We start from the raw sequence: 20,357 nt of genomic DNA, 5'->3' as shown, positions 1-20,357 counted from the left end.
TATGGAGATCACCAATATGTACTCACCAAAGTGGTATGTCGGATTGGACATCCAAAATGGCATCGTTCGTGCCGTCGCAGCCATAAAACGCCGTGATGGTTGGCAGCTTCGCCATTGCTGGCAATATCTTTTACCTGATGTGGTTATGCCAGAAGGTCGTTTACAACGACCAGAAATATTACGTGATATTTTAAATCAATGGCGGCAGAAATTACCTAAAAAAATCAGTTTCAGACTCGCCTTACCTGTACAGCAAACGTTGCAGCGGAATCTGATTTTACCTTCAGATATTAGTCTTAAAGAGCCGGAACAAGGTTGGTTTATCAATGCCAGTGCCGAAAAACAATTTCCCTTTAACACCCGTGAATTGACATTGGATTATCGTATTATTGAGCAAAATGCCTATATCAGCGCAGCTCGCCAGAAAGACCTAGACCTCTGGCTACAATGTCTTGCACAAGCAGGAATATGCCCAGATGCCATTGACATTGCTCCCTGCGCACTTCGCTATATGGCGCAATATTCTGGCGTGCCAATTGATAGCTGGTTATTACATAGGCAACAATCCGGTTGGTTATGGGTATCTCCGGCTAATGCACCTTTTGCCTATGATTTGGTATCAGCAAATACTGTTGTCTCTCCACAACAGGTTATTAGCCAATTACCGGCCTCATCCATTACTGAAAAAAATATTTATTACAGCAGCTTCCAGCAGGAAGCTCTACCTGAAGGAACCTGCTCTTGGGACATGCTGGCAGCATTCCGTCACTATCATCCCCCGCTTCCAATTCAACTAATGGAGTATGTGATAGCCGGTGGTTTAGCACTCAGACCGGATGATAAATAATGTATCAAGTTAATTTTCTACCCTGGCGACAAACACGGCTGAAACATCGCTATCGCTGGTGGGTTGTTCTTCTCTTACTGCAATTGATGTTGTGGCTAATCGTATTTATTTGGATCTCTTTTAAACAACAGGAAACAATTAACCAGCATCAAAGGCAACTGCAACAACTCAACCAGCAGCAATTACATTTGCAACAACAGATAACTCAGACAGAAGAAGCGTTCAATCTTCACAACAAACTGGCCTATAAATTAAAGCAACAACAAACACGGCTGAAACAGAATCAGCAGCATTTGAAATTATTTAATCAACTACCGGATTTGCTTCCGGAAGGGAGTTGGCTGACAGCTTTCGATGACCATGCAGGTCAATTGAAACTCGTTGCTAATAGTCTGGATTATTCCAGTATGACATCTCTACTGGATAATCTTGAAAACAACGAACAACTTTCTGAAATTCAACTAAAAAAAATGACCACAACCGAGCAACAAATCAGGCAATTTACTATTGACGCTAACTGGCAGGCGGAGATACCCAATGATAAAAAGTGATAATTTATGGTGGTTTGCCAAACCAGTCTGGTTACTCTTTATTTGGCAGCAAACTATCATTACCCCATTTCTAATTCTGTTTTATTTTTTCTTCTGGCAAGAGAGAACTGAACAGGAAATAAACCTGACACAGAAAATAGCAGCCCAGGAAATTAATACAAAATCAACTAATGACCGACTAAATCAGTTACCTTTATTGGAAAATATACAACAACACATAAACCAAATAGAACATGAACTTAGTAAGTCATCACAAAGTACCGTGAAAATTTCCGCAGTAAAACAACTGCAACAACCATTGATGAATTCTGGTGTGCAAGTTCTTGAATGGCAGCGTAAGAAAGAAGGAGAAAAAACACTCTGGCAAATAATGATTTATTTAAACTACGAACAAATGTTGGATTTTCTTAGTGCATTACAAGCGTTATATCCACCGCTGCTAATCAAACAGTTTTCTATTTCGCCGTCAGGCGAGTCTCTAAATGTCAAAATGACCTTGTCAGAAACCTCACATGAGGAACTTTATGACTAAGAAATTTATTCTATTTATGATTTTTCTGCCTGTTATTTGTGTTGCAGAGATAAGAAATCCTTTTGCTCCCCCCATAACAGAGGCAGAAGAACAACCCATTGAGCTAATTACTCAGTCAGTCTATGAGACTGAAATTCAGTACCTTGCAACAGCATTACAATATGCAGATGCAGAAAGAATTGCCCTTAATCTCAGACAAAATATACCGGCACTCATGACAAAAGAGGGTAAAGCCGATTTTGATCCTGAAACTAACAGCCTAATTTTACAAGATACTCCCATCGCAATCGCGCAGATAAAAAGTTGGCTGAAAGAAATAGATACTCCACAGCAGCAAGTGCAGATTACTGCACATATCGTGACCAGTAGCAGAGAAGCACTGCATGAACTGGGAATTTATTGGGGAATGCCGATAGGAGAACAGCTTAATACATCAACAGGTATAAATCGCCTCAATATCAACCAAACAGCCAACGACAATATGCATCGATTTTCGCTCAATATTGCCCGTATTCACACCAGCTTACTGGAACTAGAACTCAGCGCCCTGGAACAAGAAAATCAACTGGATATCATCGCTAGCCCAAGACTGACAGCCTCACATCAACAGTTAGCCAGCATTAAGCAAGGCTCGGATATCCCCTATGTCAGTCAGGAAAAAGATAAAAGTACCGTGCAATTTAAAGAAGCTGTACTGGGAATGGAAGTCACCCCTCATATACTCAGAAAAGACAAAATCAGACTCTCTCTAAAAATTAGTCAAAATATGCCAGGAATCTCAATAAGTCAGGGAGGAGGTGAAAACCTGACCATCGACAAACAGGAAATAATGACTCAAGTCACTGTAAAAAATGGTGAAACACTTATTCTCGGTGGGATTTTCCAACAAAAAAAAGGTGAGAAAACTCAGAAAGTCCCCTATCTATCAGACATTCCTCTGCTCGGTTCACTATTTGATCAGAAAGGTCATAAACACAGCCGTCGAGAGCTGATAATATTTATCACACCTCAACTGATGGATATTTAACCACAAAAAATAATAAAACAGTTATATCAATGAATTGAAAATAAAAAAACGGCTATTCAGTATGATCATGCGCAGATTTTTTCAGCTAACCCTGTTTATAGATTTGACGCTGAGTCCGATTTAGCATACAAGGGTTAGCTAATTGAGCGGTCGGGTTAACATCACAATAATAAGCCAATAAAACTAGAGCTTCTGCTACAGGAAGCTCATCATTGATTTATATAGTTGCAAAACTGGCTGGTGAACTGAGATAATTTCATCATCTGATCTCACATTACCGCTCATGAGGTTTCAGTTTAGGTCCCGCTGCTGATTTGATTAGCGGGGCGGGTTATCATTAACGAATAGTCTTAGTAATACCAAAAACATGGCAGAGAAACGTAATATCTTTCTGGTTGGGCCTATGGGTGCCGGCAAAAGCACTATTGGTCGTCAGTTAGCTCAGCAACTCAATATGGAGTTTTACGACTCCGATCAAGAAATTGAGCGACGTACCGGAGCTGACGTGGGCTGGGTATTCGATGTGGAAGGCGAAGAAGGCTTCCGCGAACGCGAAGAAAAAGTGATTAACGAACTCACTGAAAAACAAGGCATTGTACTGGCGACTGGTGGAGGCTCTGTAAAATCCAGAGAAACCCGAAATCGTCTGTCTGCCCGTGGTGTCGTAGTCTACCTGGAAACCACCATTGAAAAACAGCTAGCACGCACCCAGCGCGATAAAAAACGTCCTTTACTTCAAGTTGATGCACCAGCACGTGAAGTTTTAGAAAATTTAGCGGACGAACGTAATCCTCTGTATGAGGAAATTGCTGATGTCACTATCCGTACCGATGAGCAAAGCGCGAAAGTTGTTGCTAACCAAATCATCGAGTTACTGGAAAAAAACTGATTTAGGCAAGTCTGTACAGCGATAAATAATTAAGGCTAAAGCTGCTATGGAAAAGATAATTGTTACTTTAGGGGAGCGTAGCTACCCGATTACCATTGCACAAGGATTGTTCGATGATCCTTCTGCTTTTGCACCACTAGAAGCAGACCAGCAAGTTATGCTGGTGACGAATCAAACGCTGGCTCCACTGTATTTGGCAAAAGTAAAAGCCACTTTGCAACAAGCCGGGGTTCGGGTAGATGAAATTATTCTGCCTGATGGTGAACAGTACAAATCTCTTTCCATATTAGACGATGTATTCTCTGCTCTGCTGGAAAATAACCACGGTCGAGATACAACACTTATCGCTCTCGGCGGCGGCGTAATCGGTGATTTGACCGGTTTTGCCGCTGCCTGTTATCAACGTGGTGTCCGTTTTATTCAGGTCCCTACCACTCTTCTCGCTCAGGTTGATTCTTCTGTTGGAGGAAAAACCGCAGTAAATCATCCTCTCGGCAAAAATATGATAGGCGCGTTCTATCAGCCCGTTTCTGTGATGGTCGATCTCAATTGCCTGCAAACGCTTCCAGCCCGCGAACTCTCTTCTGGTCTGGCTGAGGTCATTAAGTACGGCATCATTCTCGACAGTGAGTTTTTCAGCTGGCTTGAAGATAATATGGATAAACTGCTGGCTCTCGACAACAAAGCAATGGCTTACTGCATCCGTCGCTGCTGCGAATTAAAAGCAGAAGTTGTCGCCGCAGATGAAAAAGAATTAAGCGGCCTGCGTGCCCTGCTGAATCTTGGTCATACATTTGGTCACGCAATTGAAACAGAAATGGGATATGGCATCTGGCTACATGGAGAAGCTGTTGCTGCAGGAATGGTTATGGCGGCAAAAACAGCCCAGCTCGCAGGGAATTTCTCTGAGCAAGACACTCAACGCATTATCCGATTGCTGAGAAGGGCAAATCTACCTGTACACGGGCCACAAAACATGCCGCCGGAAACCTATCTTCCACATATGATGAGAGATAAAAAAGTTATAGCAGGGAAATTACGTCTGATTCTTCCAACTGCAATTGGCAAAGCTGGTCTATGCTCAGATATTGGACATGATTGTGTTCTTGAAGCTATTCATCAGTGTTTACCATCCGAGAATGTGTAATTATCAATAAATTAAATGTTTTTTTGCATACATCTGGTTGTTGTGTCATAAAGTAGCTACTTTAATGACGAATTTTTATTCTAGTTAGATCAACCTACCGGACCGATTTTAATTGCAATTGGCAGTATTAGCTCTGTTTGGAGGGCATATGGACGAATTCAAATCAAAAAACGAGCAAAGGGCAGATAGTGAGTTTAAACCAGATACCTCAGATCGCCGCCCTTCACGATCACGTCAGCAATTAAACAAACCCAAGTTTGCAATCTCGCGCCAGCAAATGATGCTCGGTATTGGGATTTTAGTACTGCTACTACTGATTATAGCTATCAGCTCTGCTTTAAAAGCGCCAACTGAACATGAAAAACAGCAATCACCAAATGTTGCAGAGAAAAATATTGATTTATCGGGTTCACCATCCAAGGATGATAACCATCAATCCGTAACATCAGAGAATACCACCTCAGATACAATTAACAGGTCACAGGAAATTAATATTCCTCCTGTCAGTGGTACTCCAACACAACCTCAACAGCACCAAGTTAACAATGGCGAAAGTCAACGAATTGAATTATCAGGAAAGATTCCTGATGCTTTGATTCAGCAACAAAGTAATATAAACCATGCGGTGCAGAATCTGAATCAAACCCAACAACCGCAAACAGTAACACCGCCACCTGAGGTACAACAGAAACCGGAAAATATCCGTCCACTGAAACCAGAGGAATCGGCTAAATCAAAACCATCAACAAGTCACACTAACAGTAAAAATAATGTGACCAACACTGGCAATAATCTGCTGAAAACCCCGGTAAGCCACTACACTTTGCAATTAAGTAGTGCCAGCCGTTCAGATACCCTGACCGCTTTTGCTAAAAAGCATAACCTCATCCACTACAAAGTTTACGAAACTAAACGTAATGGAAAAACCTGGTTTGTCTTGATTCACGGTGATTACAATTCCGTTTCTGAAGCGAAGCAGGCTGTTTCATCTCTACCGGCTGAAATTCAGGCAAAGAAACCTTGGGTCAGAACAATGCAGCAAGTGCAACAAGACCTGAGAAAATAAAACAATATTTATTAGGCGCTGATATGCTGTCCTAAACAGAGTACAATCTGCGGCTCTGGAATGATTGAGTAATTAATTGACAGCATGAAAAAAAAACGCGCTTTCTTAAAATGGGCCGGTGGAAAATACCCGTTGGTAGATGACATCAGACGTCATCTGCCAGCCGGTAGTTGTCTGATAGAGCCATTTGTTGGCGCAGGTTCTGTCTTTCTGAACACAGACTACGATTCTTACATCCTCGCTGATATCAACAGTGACCTGATTAATCTGTACAACACAGTAAAATTAAGGGCTAATGAGTTTATCGTTCATACGCGCCCTCTGTTTACCCAAGAATACAACACAGCCGAACATTTTTATCAGTTACGGGAACAATTTAACCAAAGCACTGACCCGTTTCACCGCAGCGTGTTATTCCTTTATCTCAATCGCCATTGTTACAACGGCCTCTGCCGTTATAATTCTCATGGTAAGTTTAACGTACCATTTGGTCGTTATAAAAAACCCTACTTTCCTGAAGATGAATTATATTGGTTTGCTGAAAAAGCCCAAAATGCGACTTTTATCTGTGAGCACTATCAATACACCTTGAATAAAGCACGGAAAGGTTCAGTTATCTATTGCGACCCTCCTTATGCTCCTTTATCAGCAACCGCAAACTTTACGGCGTATCACACCAACAGCTTTAACATTACTGATCAGGAAAATCTGGCGCATATTGCATTTAAGTTATCATCAGAACGTGCGATTCCTGTTTTGATATCCAACCACGATACGCCAATGACCCGAGAATGGTACTACCAGGCTTCACTTCATATTGTCAAAGCACGTCGTACTATCAGCAGGAATATTCTTGCTCGCAGTAAAGTAGACGAACTTTTAGCATTATATCGCTGACTGTTATCCACCCCCTTTTTGCCTTGCAATTAAGGGATGATAGAAACGATTTGGAGAAGATAATGAAAGATTTTCTAATTGCCCCATCCATTTTATCTGCGGATTTTGCGCGGTTGGGTGAAGATACCGCTAAGGTACTGGCAGCAGGTGCTGACGTCGTTCACTTTGATGTCATGGATAATCATTATGTTCCTAACCTGACTATCGGGCCTATGGTCTGCCAGGCTCTACGAAATTATGGCATTACTGCACCAATTGATGTTCATCTGATGGTAAAACCGGTTGATCGCATTATCCCTGATTTCGCCAAGGCAGGAGCCACTTACATTACCTTCCACCCAGAAACTAGTGAGCATATTGACCGTAGTCTACAACTTATCAAAGAACATGGCTGTAAAGCAGGTCTGGTATTCAATCCTGCAACTCCATTAAGTTATCTTGATTATATCCTGGATAAACTAGATATTATTCTGTTGATGTCGGTAAATCCTGGTTTTGGTGGCCAATCTTTCATTCCTGGAACACTGGATAAGCTACGTCAGGTTCGTAAAATCATCGATAAAAGCGGTTATGACATTCGTCTTGAAGTAGACGGTGGTATTAAGGCTAGCAATATTGCAGCGGCAGCAACCGCTGGTGCAGATATGTTCGTTGCTGGCTCAGCCATCTTCAGTCAGCCAGATTACAAAACAGTAATTGATAATATGCGTAGTGAATTGTCAAAGGTATCTCATGGCAAATAAGGTATTAAAAGGTATCCGTGCTATCGCCTTTGATCTAGATGGTACATTAGTAGACAGCGCCGGTGGTCTAGCCGATGCACTGGATCAGGCACTGTTAGCTAAAGGTTTTCCCACAGCGGGAAAAGAGCGAGTTGCTGTTTGGATCGGTAACGGTGCAGACATTATGGTCGAACGTGCACTGACATGGGCTAAAGTCAACTTGACTGCACAATTGCATAAAGAAACCCGTGAGCTGTTTGACCATTTCTATGAAACAACCGTAACAACAGGTAGTCAGTTGTTCCCGGCAGTCAAAACCACATTAAAAGAATTGGCAAAACACAACCTGCCAATGGGTATCATCACCAATAAACCCACCGCTTTTATTGCCCCTCTGCTGGCCTCTTTAGGCATCAGTGAATATTTTTCATTGGTACTAGGTGGTGACGATGTTAAAGAGAAAAAGCCACACCCAGCACCTATTTATCTAACAATGGGCACATTCGGACTACGTAAGGAAGAATTGCTCTTTGTCGGTGATTCTCGTAATGATATTTTAGCGGCGCAAGCGGCAGGTTGCCCTTGTGTTGGTTTAACCTATGGATATAACTACGGTGAATCTATTGAATTAAGCAATCCAGACTACCTATTAACGAATTTCTCGGATCTGCTATCCACAATTGGACTCCCATCTTTGAAACTTCAGGAAGCATAATAAAATGAGTGAACCCACTGTATCTGAAAAACCAAACTCCCAAAAACCTATTGTATTCAGCGGCGCACAACCTTCCGGTGAATTAACCATCGGTAACTATATGGGGGCGTTACGTCAGTGGGTTAAAATGCAGGATGATTATGACTGCATCTATTGCATCGTCGACCAACATGCAATCACTGTCCGCCAAGACCCAAAAGAATTGAGAAAACGCACTCTGGATACATTGGCACTCTACCTGGCTTGTGGTATTGATCCGAAGAAAAGCACCATTTTTGTTCAGTCCCATGTACCACAACATGCTCAATTAAGCTGGGTTCTGAACTGCTATACCTATTTCGGTGAACTCAGCCGTATGACTCAGTTCAAAGACAAATCAGCTCGTCATGCCGAAAACATTAACGCAGGTCTGTTTGATTATCCAGTACTGATGGCTGCGGATATTTTGGTATATCAAACAAACCAAGTTCCGGTAGGTATTGATCAGAAACAGCACCTTGAACTGAGTCGTGATATCGCTCAGCGATTTAACGCTATCTATGGCGATATATTCACTGTACCAGAGCCATTTATCCCAACAGGTGGCGCTCGTGTTATGGCTCTGCAAGACCCAGAAAAGAAAATGTCCAAGTCAGACGATAACCGCAATAATGTTATCGCCCTGTTGGAAGATCCAAAATCAGCTGCTAAAAAGATCAAGCGTGCAGTTACAGATTCGGAAGAACCCCCTCGCGTTCGTTACAATCTGGAACAAAAACCAGGTGTTTCTAACTTATTGGATATCTTAGCAGGCGTTACTGGTAAAACCATTCCTGAACTGGAAGCTGAATTTGAAGGCCAAATGTATGGTCATTTAAAAAGTGCTGTAGCTGATGCAGTTTCCGGTATGTTGACTGAATTACAGGAGCGTTTCTATCATTTCCGCAATGATGAGGCTCTACTGAATAAAATCATGGCAGAAGGTGCAGCCAAGGCAAAAGCCCGTGCCCAAATTACACTAGATAAAGTGTATGAAGCTATTGGCTTTATAGCCCACCCTTGATAGAGATAAATGTGCACGTTTACCACGTGCACATTTCAAGCTGCCGATAAACCCATTTAAAAACAAGATGTATCTTCTTAGAGGTTCCACGCTCAAACCGCCGAAAATTCCGTCTGGCCTGTAATTGGAATTCCAGATCAGAGCACTCAAAATCTTTGTTCTCTCCTGTTGTTTGTTAAAAACGCCCTGAGAGGCATCAGGACGTTTTTACAGCGGGTGTTAGGATTAATGTGAATCCCGGTGAAGACAACTCCTGGCATTCACCTGTTTTAAAAACTGACTCTGAATCCCGCTGTTGCATAGATCGGAGTTTCTACCTTGTTACCTTTCTGATAGTTAACTTCAGTATAAACCGATGCGTTACCTCCCACGTCTGCAGTTACACCGAGACCATACTTACCGACGTTGCCAGAATAGTTACTGTCGAATGAAACGTTGTTGATTTCTATCTCATTATTCTTGATAAACTCACGGGATACTGCGGTTTTCGCGTAAGGTCTGACGCTGTGTTCCGCAATACTGAATTCACTTTCCAGCAACGTACCAACCTCACCCCGTAAACTGTTGGCCGCATGGACATTTGCTTCCATGCCATTATCCAGTGAGTAGTCAGCCTTTCCTGTACGGGAATAAGCTACTTTACCGTAAGGTGTCAGACTGAACGCATCCGTTAACTTGATGGAATATCCTGCCTCCGTTGATGCGGTGATCGTATTCTGGCTATAATTTCCTTTGACGCTGTTACCGCTGTTCATGTTTGTACGTACCTCATTGCTGAGGTGGTTCGCTTTCAACAGAGTGTCCATGTATAAACCAGAATTATCGAACCATGTGGTGTAAACCCCACCACCATAACTTCGGATATTTCCATTATTTGTATTGTCTGATTTGATGTTGCTCTTGCTGTAAGATGTAAAAACGCCAAGCAATAAAGTTCCGTTACTAAATTCTGTTTTTTTATCTGCACCGAGCTGCATACCGTTTAAATTTGAATGGAACGCGCTGTAACGTTTGTCGTTCAGGCGAGAATTATCACTCAGATAACGAGTCCATACTCCTATACTTCCATCATTGCGGCGCAAATCGCCCATTCTTTGGCGCAGGGTGCTGGTTTCCGTTTCGAGGATATACCATGGAGCCGTTGCCATGTTAATGACTGCACATGCGCTGTTACTCAGTACAGGATGTGGAACAACAGATGGTGTTAAAGGTGCGCTATTGTTTCCTAGTAGTGTATCTGTATTTGTATCAGATGGCGTATTCGTCTCCTGTGGTGCCAATTCCCCTAGTTTTCCGCCCACCAGGTACCATTCAGTATGTCCGTTCTCTGTTTTGTTATGCAGTTTGTATTGCCAGACACCTGCTTCGACAATCCCGCCATTATTCAGTAAATTAAAGTGCGCATCACCGCTGTTGATATAGACCAACTGGACGTTTTTTGGATTAACGACTTCCCGACCGCTATCATTTACCTGTAAACCAAACTTACCGGAAGCACGTTCTGATACATATATTTTGTCGCTAAGGCCATCAGCCAGACTGGTAGTCAGATAAAAATTACCTTCGCCGGAGAGATTTTTTAACTCGAGACGGTTAAACTGCACACCGGAAGCATATGCTTCCATTTTTAATTTACTACCAAGTTGCATTGTCAGATTATCAATGCGAGTCACCAGTACAGGGCCAGGTTTTTCAGGTAGTGGAGCATCCCCATCTTCACCGTCGCCCGTCCATGCTGAGGCAATATCCGCAACTCCAGCAAGTGTCAGGTTTTCGATATAGACATTTCCTGCGGGAACCGGGGAGTTAACGGAAACGTTGGTAAAATACATGTCATTATTATCAATGGATAATTCAGCATCTTTGCCAATAAATAACTGCCCGAATGAGACTGAACCCGCACCCATATCGATTCTTCCGCGACCATTGACAGTCGTGTTCTGGATAACGGGATTACCCAGAGTATTGTTATAGCCAAATTGGCTCATCTGAATATGAGAGTTGTCTTCAACCACCGTATCGGTGGCCTGACTATCCCCTTGTATTCTGAAGATAGTATCGCCTGTAATCTTAATCCCTTGTGTTTTTGTCTGGTTATCTAAGGTGAGATCAGCGTCATTATAAGTAGTATTAGGTTTGATTTGTTCATTATCTAACCTATCCCAACTCCATGCGGTATTAGACAAGCCGATAAGAAATGAAGCGATTCCGATTGATATTGCGCTTTTCTTATAATTATTAACTTTCATAAAGTTACATCCCTATAGAATCTAAAGAGTTATTACCAAATCTGGTGTATGAGACTTTCAGATAATGCTCTGATGTTTCATTCACCCCTGTTCACCGTCATCAAATGGCACATTGTTGGCCGCTGAGGTCAGCAAATAAGTCTTCATCAAAGCTTAATCCCGGCGATCAGCCTATCGATATCGATAGGCATATTTCCGCTTTGTAGTAAACTGATTAAATAATCGGCCCCGAAAAATACGGGGAGGGAAAACACCGAATGAATTATTTAAGAGAATACGAACATGTTTACTTCCCGATTAACGATTTTACACCTGTTATGTGAATATACCCCTGATAAAAAAATCATTAATCACTTATTTTTATCTTTATTGATTAAAGCTTTTACCCTGTTTTTTCATGACAAGCCTCCCCCCTTGCTTCTAAATACCATGAAAAACGATAGTCCACATGATCTAACCTGAGCAAGTCAGGCTCTGTGAAATAAATAAAAAGCGCTAAATCACAAAGTTAAACCATTTGGTAGTAACAAAATTCGATGAAAAGGTATTTAAAACTGCCAGTACAAATTTTTTTATTGATGAAAATCTGGTGGTAACAGTCGAGATGCCAAAAGTCAGCAATCAATGTGCACGTTTACCACGTGCACATTTTATTATTTCCCAAACAACCTGCGATTAAAATCTTCAATCTTTCCAAACCTTACCCTTTTTTGCATAGTAAAGCTCCAACTGGCAGAAAGCGCGGCTGCGCTCATTAAACGCCGATACTGCTCTTCATCAAATGGCATATTAAAAGCAATAGCTATCGCTTCTTTAACTGAAACATCGCTATTACGAGAAACAAGAACAAGAGGCTCATCCGGGCTGATATTTCCCGAAGCAATGACTCTATAAAGCCAGCCACAACGGCCACTCTCCTGCATAATGACAGAAAAATTGCTGATACCGGAATGAGAATTGAGTTTATAACAAGGTGAACGAGGCTGAGTTACCTGAATCATTGCCTCTCCCCAACTGAAAATATCACCTATACAAACATTTTCTTCAGTCAGCCCAATTGTAGAAATATTTTCACCAAATTCCGGCGCAATAAAAAAATCTTCCTGCTCTGGAAATTGACGTTTCCAGAAATCATAGTGTTCTCGAGGATAATGACAAAGCGCCCGATCAGTGCCTCCGTGGAAACGAGTTTCAGCCTGTTCATCACCTTCTAATCCGAGACAAGTCAGATGCAAGCGGCCATCAACCATCCGTTTGTTAATTGCACTGGCAGACAGTTTTTCTGATATTTCAATTTTGCCTGTATATACCTGCGGATAATGCATAATTCACTTTCCTTAAATTGAAATCAGCCCGGCATCATCATAAACCAATACCTTAGCCAATAAAAATGCCGGCAGTAATATCAGCCGGCATAGCAGAAAAGAGAAAATGGGTTAGAAAGTTATTTCACTTTTGCCTGATAGCGGTCTGCTGCTTCATCCCAGTTAACAACATGCCAGAACGCTTTGATGTAGTCAGGACGACGGTTTTGATACTGCAAGTAATAAGCATGTTCCCAAACATCCAGACCAATAATCGGATAGCCAGATGCACCAGAAATAGCTTCACCCATTAATGGGCTGTCTTGATTAGCAGTAGAAACAACCGCCAGTTTACCATCATCTTTCAGTACCAGCCACGCCCAACCAGAACCAAAACGGGTAGCTGCCGCCTGCTCAAATTTTTCTTTAAAAACATCAACACTACCGAAATCACGTTCAATAGCTTCTTTCAATGGGCCTTTCAGCGTTGTTTCTAATTTCAGTCCCTTCCAAAACAGACTGTGGTTAGAATGACCACCAGCATTGTTACGTACAAAAGTACGTTTATCCGCTGGTATCTTATCTAATTGCTGGATCAAATCATCAATATCAAGCTTTGCTAGCTCAGGGAAAGCCTCCAGAGCACTATTGGTATTATTAACGTAAGTCTGATGATGCTTGGTATGATGAATTTCCATCGTCTGCTTATCAAAATGAGGTTCCAGAGCGTCATAAGAATAAGGAAGAGAAGGTAATGAATAGCTCATATCATGTACTCCAGTCATATAAGAATGATTCCAAGTCCACATCTCTGTGAACAACATGATCATTATAGTTAATTAAATATTATTGGAAATGATTATCAAAACCATAGTCTCACTATGGTTTTATCATGCAACTGTGTTTCAGTGACTTATCAGCCAATTTATCTATATTTAACATTATCATTGGATTAGGATTTTAAATTACTATTTTTGCTTAGCGATTAAACCTAAATAAACCTGCCACACTAAATGACAATATTGTGAAAAATATTCTTTTTATTGCGTGATCTTCCGCGCAAAAAAAAAACAAAAATTCTCTTTACACTTTAGTTAACTTTGTTTTGACATAATATTAACATTCGCAAGGAGAATATAATATGACCCAAATAATGAAATATCCCATTCCTGCTACCATTGCAGAACATACCCTGATGAATAAACAACAATATCAGCAAAACTACCAATTATCACTGCAAGATCCCGAAAGGTTCTGGGGTGAAAACGGTAAAATCGTTGACTGGATTAAACCCTACACCAAAGTAAAGAATACCTCTTTTGATCCCGGACATATCAATATCCGCTGGTTTGAAGATGGAACACTAAATCTAAGCGCAAACTGTCTCGATCGTCATTTAAAAGAGCGTGGAGATCAAACCGCTATTATTTGGGAAGGCGATGATCCAACAGAATCCAAAACTGTAACCTATCGTGAACTACATCATGATGTATGCCAGTTTTCTAATGCATTGAAAAATATAGGTATTAAAAAAGGCGATGTTGTTGCTATTTATATGCCGATGGTGCCAGAAGCTGCCGTTGCTATGTTGGCATGTGCCCGTATTGGTGCTATCCACTCTGTTATTTTCGCAGGTTTTTCTCCTGATGCAGTATCTGGACGTATTATTGATTCAAATACCAAACTGGTCATTACCGCCGATGAGGGTTTGAGAGCAGGACGTGCCATTCCTCTAAAAAAGAATGTTGATGATGCATTAAGTAACACAGCTGTTGTCAATGTATCCAATGTGATTGTTTTCAAACGCACGGGAAATATTGGTAACTGGCATTCTGGTCGAGACCTTTGGTGGCACGAATTAACAGCAGGCGTTAGTGCTGACTGTCCAGTTGAAGAAATGAATGCAGAAGACCCTCTATTTATTCTCTATACCTCCGGCTCTACAGGTAAACCTAAAGGCGTGTTGCACACGACCGGGGGCTACCTTGTATATGCATCCCTAACATTTAAATATGTATTTGACTATCATCCGGGTGAAATCTATTGGTGCACAGCAGATGTCGGTTGGGTTACTGGGCATAGTTATCTTCTCTATGGGCCACTTTCCTGTGGTGCTATTACTCTGATGTTTGAAGGTGTACCAAACTATCCTTCAGCTAACCGTTTAAGTCAGGTTATTGACAAACATCAGGTTAATATCCTGTATACAGCGCCAACAGCGATTCGTGCCCTGATGGCAGAGGGAGATAAAGCCATTGAAGGAACGAAACGTACTTCCCTACGTATTATGGGATCAGTTGGTGAACCTATTAACCCAGAAGCATGGGAATGGTATTACCAGAAAATTGGTAATAAAAAATGCCCGATTGTTGATACCTGGTGGCAGACAGAAACCGGTGGCTTCATGATAACGCCACTACCAGGAGCAACCGAACTAAAAGCAGGTTCCGCAACTTTACCTTTTTTCGGTGTTCAACCAGCACTGGTTGACAATCTTGGTGAGCCATTAGAAGGTGCTTGTGAAGGAAATCTGGTTATTACTGATTCCTGGCCAGGACAAGCACGTTCACTGTTCGGCGATCATGATCGTTTCGAACAAACCTATTTTTCCACCTTTAAGGGCATGTACTTTAGTGGTGATGGCGCACGCCGTGATGAAGATGGCTATTATTGGATCACTGGCCGTGTTGATGATGTGTTGAATATCTCTGGTCATCGTCTAGGTACTGCTGAAATTGAATCTGCTTTAGTTTCTCATCCCAAAATTGCAGAAGCCGCTGTCGTAGGTGTCCCACATAACATCAAAGGGCAAGCAATTTATGCCTACGTCACGTTAATTCACGGCGAGGAACCTTCTCCAGAATTATATACCGAAGTCCGTAATTGGGTACGTAAAGAAATCGGCCCAATCGCTACACCAGATATCCTGCACTGGACAGATTCCTTACCAAAAACTCGTTCAGGAAAAATTATGCGCCGCATCCTGCGCAAAATTGCCTCCGGCGATATTAGTAACTTGGGAGATACTTCAACACTGGCAGATCCAGGAGTAGTAGAAAAACTATTGGAAGAAAAACAAACAATGAGTATTTCGTGACAGACAATGCCGCCACAAGGCGGCAGTAATCAATTAATATAATAAATATAAGAGGATATACTCTAATGAATGACGCCATTTACCAAGGGATTGAAAATAACCCTCGTTTCAAAGAATTAGTTAAAAAACGAGGCCGTTTTGCATGGTTGCTATCAATAATTACATTGGTTCTGTATGTCAGCTTTATTTTCATCATTGCATTTGCACCCGAGTGGCTAGGTACTCCCCTTTACACAGGCTCCCATATTACCCGTGGGATACCAGTTGGCATTGGCTTAATTGTTATTTCATTCATCTTAACCGGCCTATATGTAATCAGAGCTAATAGTGAGTTTGATTCCCTTACCTCACAAATTCTCAGTGAGGTAAAAAAATGAAAAAATTTTTGCTGATAGTCATACTACTATTTTCTAATCTCACTTGGGCCAACGCAATCTCTGGGAACGTAGAAAGGCAACCGGTCAACATTCAAGCCATTATTATGTTCATCCTGTTCGTTGGCTTCACACTCTATATCACTTACTGGGCTTCAAAAAGAACACGCTCCCGCACCGATTATTACACCGCAGGCGGACGTATTACTGGATTCCAAAACGGAATGGCAATTGCAGGTGATTTTATGTCCGCAGCATCATTCCTTGGAATTTCCGCCCTAGTCTATACATCTGGTTACGATGGACTGATTTACTCTATAGGCTTCCTGATTGGCTGGCCCATTATTCTGTTTCTGATTGCCGAGCGATTAAGAAACCTTGGACGTTATACTTTTGCAGATGTTGCTTCTTACCGGTTACAGCAACGTCCAATCCGTACATTATCTGCAATTGGCTCACTGGTTGTTGTTGCTCTTTATCTTATCGCTCAAATGGTTGGAGCAGGTAAGCTTATCGAATTACTTTTTGGTCTGGATTACCACATTGCAGTCGTATTGGTTGGCATCCTAATGGTGTTTTATGTTCTGTTTGGCGGAATGTTGGCTACTACTTGGGTGCAAATTATCAAAGCCATTCTATTGCTGGCTGGCGCCACCTTTATGGCTCTTATGGTCATGAAAGCAGTCAACTTCAATTTCAACACACTGTTCAAAGAAGCTGTTGCCGTTCATTCAAAGGGAGAAGCTATCATGAGTCCTGGAGGATTAGTTTCTGATCCGATCTCTGCACTCTCTCTGGGCCTTGCGTTGATGTTTGGTACTGCTGGCTTACCTCATATTATTATGCGCTTCTTTACCGTAAATGATGCCAAAGAAGCACGGAAAAGTGTTTTTTATGCTACTGGTTTCATAGGCTATTTTTACATTCTGACTTTTATCATCGGCTTCGGCGCTATTTTACTCGTTAGCCCAAACCTTTCATTCAAAGATGCCACAGGTGCTCTTATCGGTGGTACTAACATGGCGGCAGTTCACCTTGCTAGTGCAGTTGGAGGTAATTTATTCCTTGGCTTTATCTCCGCAGTAGCTTTTGCCACTATTCTAGCCGTTGTAGCTGGTCTGACACTGGCTGGTGCATCAGCTGTATCACATGACTTGTACGCAAATGTCATTAAACACGGTAAAGTCAATGAACGAGATGAATTAAATGTATCAAAAATTACTGTTGTGATACTTGGGTTTGTCGCAATCGGATTAGGTATTTTATTTGAGAATCAGAACATCGCCTTCATGGTTGGATTGGCATTTTCTATTGCTGCAAGCTGTAATTTTCCAATCATTCTGTTGTCTATGTACTGGCGTAAACTTACAACCCGAGGTGCATTAACCGGAGGGTGGCTTGGGTTAATCACAGCTGTGGTTCTGATGATTCTCGGTCCAACAATTTGGGTTAGCATTCTCGGCCATGAAAAACCAATTTATCCTTACGAGTATCCAGCACTATTCTCAATGATTGTCGCTTTCACTGGTTCATGGCTATTTTCCATTACCGATAATTCACTACAAGGTATACAAGAAAGAGAACAATTTAGAAATCAGTTTATTCGATCACAAACAGGGCTTGGTATCGCTCAAGGAAAAACACACTAATACGATTTTATACCCAACCTCTCCTTCGGGAGAGGTTGTTTTATTAAGAAGCATTCCAAATTCAGAGCTATTTCACAAATTAAGCTCTTGTTTTATTCTTAGGTTAATGATTAACTTTTTATTTCAATTCGCTACCTAACATTATTAACCAATATGCGAAATAAATGGTCTATTCTTATTGTCTTCGTCCTCGCTATATTGCCAATAATTTTCATTGGCAATATGACTAATGAGTATAAGTTAAAAATAGTATTATTGGGTTTCTTGCTAGCAGGTACTAACGCTTTTTTCTATCATTTAAAATATTTTAAACCTTTAGTTGTACTTACCTCTTTATTATGGTCGATCAATACATCCACATCATTTTTTTTCTCCAACGAACACCAGATAAGTTTTTCCTCAACTATTGCAAATACTTTTATCAATACGAATAGCAATGAAGCTGTAGGTATGTTGTCTTACAATAAATACTATGTATTCTTCTTTATTTTCATGCTGTTAATATATTTCTTATCTATTCGATGGCTCTCAAAAAATATAGATAACCGATTACTTAAATCCAGTGTATGGGCTTTGTTCTTTGCCTGCCTATTAGTACCTATTGATTATTATATTTCAGGAAAAAAACATTCCGGGAAAATTATTTTGTCAGAACACTTTTTAATGGGAACACCATTCTATAACTCATCAGCAATGGTAAGGGCAATATACGAAAATCAACAAATCAGGAAAATCGGATCTGTTAGAGTAAATTTCAATTATATACAAGAAGACAAGGATATTGATCTTTATATATTACTGATAGGAGAATCAGCAAGAAGAGACCATATGTCCCTGTACGGTTATGATAAAACTACAACACCAACGTTGGACATGATGCGAGAAAATATGCTGATATTTAATCAAGCTATTTCTCCAGCACCAGTGACTATATTATCCGTACCTATTTCACTTTCTAACATCACCTTATATCAGCTTAGAAATAAAACGCACTATGCCGACAATATTATATCATTAGCTAAAGATGCCAGATTTAAAACAATCTGGATAAGTAACCAAGGGAAAGCCGGGAAAAGTAACAGTCTGATCACAGCTATTTCTAATATGTCTGATAATCAAAAATGGAATAAATATATTGGATATGATGAAGAGTTACTACCCTATTTAGATGACACACTAGAACAGAAAGGTAAAAAACTTATCATCATGCATATCTACGGCAGTCATGAACCATCCTGTAACCGATTTCCAGACAATAAACTAATTTCCTTCTCCTCAAATGAGGATGACAACTGCTATGATAGCTCAATAGCTTATACAGATCAGTTAATAAGAAAAATAATTAACAAAATCAAAGGAAATAAAGCATCTATTCTCTATTTTTCAGATCATGGATTACAACGTTTAGATAAAGATGGCAATATTCGTTATCATCATGGTGTCAGTAATCCACGAAAAGATGCTTATAATATCCCTCTATTTATCTGGTATAACAATAATGTTAATCCACAATATCGCCACACCGGCGTGATAAACACCCACTTCTCAACTTCAGATAATTATTACCTTATTAGTGACTGGCTAGGTATTCACCATAAATCTCCAGAACACTGCCGCTCTCCATTAAGCAACTGTTTTAAACCGTCAAAAGAATTAATGGTAATAGATGGCAATAAAAACCTGATGCAATACAGCAATCTCCCCGACGAAAAAGATATCAAAGCTTCAGGTAAGTGATTTCTAGATGCTCAGATCTATTGCCTCTAGCATTAACTTAAAAGAATAATTCGTAGACATAAGATAAGGATATAACTAATCCGTAATTTTTAAAACTCTTAATGCAATAGTAAGCCATAATAACGGGCTAGCTTTAGCATTCGCCATTGTCTATCAGCCTGAAGAAACCGGGTTTCAGTTATTTTTCGGGCCGGCTATGACTATAACCGGTTTTAATGATTCACAGGCAGATAAGCTGCCGGACTCTTAAAAAGCCGCCATCGGATGAAAACCCAAAACCTGCTAAGCGAGTTTCCACATCCACATCAGCCGGTTACCTAGCGTGTACAAGGAGCCATAACAGGGACGATTTCGCAGACCGGGCAGTGGAGCACTATATGAGCCGCCAGGCGAGCCGACATGTCATCGCGTCTCTGACGCCCAAACGCAAACACCCCCAGCTTACGCTGAGGGGGTTCACCGGATTTAAAGCCTGGCAGTGTCCTACTCTCGCATGGGGAGACCCCACACTA

Annotated in this window: 18 protein-coding genes; 15 read left to right on the top strand and 3 right to left on the bottom strand. The window is 41.1% G+C overall.

What is annotated here, in order from left to right:
* The first annotated feature begins 16 nt into the window (after nucleotides 1-16).
* The 11 genes from pilM (at nucleotide 17) to trpS (ending at nucleotide 9,435) form a co-directional block, all read left to right on the top strand.
* Nucleotides 17-847, top strand: coding sequence for a type IV pilus biogenesis protein PilM (gene pilM / locus AM629_RS10500; RefSeq protein ID WP_054478714.1), 831 nt, complete (start codon nucleotides 17-19; stop codon nucleotides 845-847).
* The gene (locus AM629_RS10495) at nucleotides 847-1,398 is read left to right on the top strand and encodes a PilN domain-containing protein (RefSeq protein WP_217277133.1); all 552 of its coding nucleotides are present in this window, start codon (nucleotides 847-849) and stop codon (nucleotides 1,396-1,398) included. The genes pilM and AM629_RS10495 overlap by 1 nt, the downstream gene beginning before the upstream one ends.
* The gene (locus tag AM629_RS10490) at nucleotides 1,385-1,930 is read left to right on the top strand and encodes a hypothetical protein (RefSeq protein WP_054478710.1); all 546 of its coding nucleotides are present in this window, start codon (nucleotides 1,385-1,387) and stop codon (nucleotides 1,928-1,930) included. Before AM629_RS10495 ends, AM629_RS10490 begins: the two co-directional genes overlap by 14 nt.
* Nucleotides 1,923-2,957, top strand: a complete 1,035-nt coding sequence (gene pilQ, locus AM629_RS10485) for a type IV pilus secretin PilQ (protein WP_054478708.1) — start codon at nucleotides 1,923-1,925, stop codon at nucleotides 2,955-2,957. Before AM629_RS10490 ends, pilQ begins: the two co-directional genes overlap by 8 nt.
* Before the next feature lie 367 nt (nucleotides 2,958-3,324).
* Nucleotides 3,325-3,846 carry a shikimate kinase AroK gene (gene aroK / locus AM629_RS10480; protein ID WP_012776266.1) on the top strand — a complete coding sequence of 174 codons (522 nt, stop codon included), beginning with the start codon at nucleotides 3,325-3,327 and terminating at the stop codon, nucleotides 3,844-3,846.
* A gap of 46 nt (nucleotides 3,847-3,892) precedes the next feature.
* Nucleotides 3,893-4,993 (top strand): 3-dehydroquinate synthase, encoded by a 1,101-nt coding sequence (gene aroB, locus AM629_RS10475; protein WP_054478706.1) that lies wholly within the window; start codon nucleotides 3,893-3,895, stop codon nucleotides 4,991-4,993.
* Between the two features lie 148 nt (nucleotides 4,994-5,141).
* On the top strand, nucleotides 5,142-6,059 hold the full coding sequence (locus AM629_RS10470) for an SPOR domain-containing protein (protein ID WP_054478704.1): 918 nt from the start codon (nucleotides 5,142-5,144) through the stop codon (nucleotides 6,057-6,059).
* Between the two features lie 84 nt (nucleotides 6,060-6,143).
* Nucleotides 6,144-6,956, top strand: a complete 813-nt coding sequence (dam, locus tag AM629_RS10465) for an adenine-specific DNA-methyltransferase (RefSeq protein ID WP_054478702.1) — start codon at nucleotides 6,144-6,146, stop codon at nucleotides 6,954-6,956.
* Nucleotides 6,957-7,018: 62 nt separating this feature from the next.
* Nucleotides 7,019-7,699, top strand: coding sequence for a ribulose-phosphate 3-epimerase (gene rpe / locus AM629_RS10460; RefSeq protein WP_054478700.1), 681 nt, complete (start codon nucleotides 7,019-7,021; stop codon nucleotides 7,697-7,699).
* Nucleotides 7,689-8,393, top strand: a complete 705-nt coding sequence (locus AM629_RS10455) for a phosphoglycolate phosphatase (RefSeq protein WP_054478698.1) — start codon at nucleotides 7,689-7,691, stop codon at nucleotides 8,391-8,393. Before rpe ends, AM629_RS10455 begins: the two co-directional genes overlap by 11 nt.
* A 4-nt stretch (nucleotides 8,394-8,397) precedes the next feature.
* Nucleotides 8,398-9,435, top strand: coding sequence for a tryptophan--tRNA ligase (gene trpS / locus AM629_RS10450; protein ID WP_054478697.1), 1,038 nt, complete (start codon nucleotides 8,398-8,400; stop codon nucleotides 9,433-9,435).
* A 269-nt stretch (nucleotides 9,436-9,704) separates the two neighbouring features.
* Here the strand turns inward: trpS and AM629_RS10445 are convergent, their stop codons facing one another.
* The 3 genes from AM629_RS10445 to sodA all read right to left on the bottom strand — a co-directional run bounded on the left by AM629_RS10445 (nucleotide 9,705) and on the right by sodA (nucleotide 13,755).
* Complete coding sequence (locus AM629_RS10445) at nucleotides 9,705-11,684, bottom strand: autotransporter outer membrane beta-barrel domain-containing protein (RefSeq protein WP_054478695.1); 1,980 nt, start codon at nucleotides 11,682-11,684, stop codon at nucleotides 9,705-9,707.
* A gap of 653 nt (nucleotides 11,685-12,337) precedes the next feature.
* Entirely contained in the window at nucleotides 12,338-13,009 is a 672-nt protein-coding gene (gene yiiM / locus AM629_RS10440; protein ID WP_054478693.1) for a 6-hydroxyaminopurine reductase, read from the bottom strand.
* A 119-nt stretch (nucleotides 13,010-13,128) separates the two neighbouring features.
* The gene (gene sodA, locus AM629_RS10435; RefSeq protein WP_054478691.1) at nucleotides 13,129-13,755 is read right to left on the bottom strand and encodes a superoxide dismutase [Mn]; all 627 of its coding nucleotides are present in this window, start codon (nucleotides 13,753-13,755) and stop codon (nucleotides 13,129-13,131) included.
* Between the two features lie 374 nt (nucleotides 13,756-14,129).
* Here sodA and acs point away from each other — a divergent pair, with 374 nt between their 5' ends.
* From acs to AM629_RS10415, 4 genes are all read left to right on the top strand, one after another.
* Complete coding sequence (acs, locus tag AM629_RS10430) at nucleotides 14,130-16,085, top strand: acetate--CoA ligase (RefSeq protein ID WP_054478690.1); 1,956 nt, start codon at nucleotides 14,130-14,132, stop codon at nucleotides 16,083-16,085.
* A gap of 65 nt (nucleotides 16,086-16,150) precedes the next feature.
* Nucleotides 16,151-16,462: a DUF485 domain-containing protein gene (locus AM629_RS10425; RefSeq protein WP_054478688.1), complete on the top strand. Its 312-nt coding sequence runs from the start codon at nucleotides 16,151-16,153 to the stop codon at nucleotides 16,460-16,462.
* Nucleotides 16,459-18,108 carry a cation/acetate symporter ActP gene (actP, locus tag AM629_RS10420; protein ID WP_054478686.1) on the top strand — a complete coding sequence of 550 codons (1,650 nt, stop codon included), beginning with the start codon at nucleotides 16,459-16,461 and terminating at the stop codon, nucleotides 18,106-18,108. Before AM629_RS10425 ends, actP begins: the two co-directional genes overlap by 4 nt.
* Nucleotides 18,109-18,330: 222 nt before the next feature.
* Nucleotides 18,331-19,845, top strand: coding sequence for a phosphoethanolamine transferase (locus AM629_RS10415; RefSeq protein ID WP_235525453.1), 1,515 nt, complete (start codon nucleotides 18,331-18,333; stop codon nucleotides 19,843-19,845).
* Nucleotides 19,846-20,357 lie beyond the last annotated feature (512 nt).

Origin of the sequence: Photorhabdus heterorhabditis (assembly GCF_001280945.1) — a bacterium.
Lineage (GTDB): Bacteria > Pseudomonadota > Gammaproteobacteria > Enterobacterales > Enterobacteriaceae > Photorhabdus > Photorhabdus heterorhabditis.
Note: the sequence above shows the minus strand (reverse complement) of the source record. Positions and strands in the feature narration are given on the sequence as shown.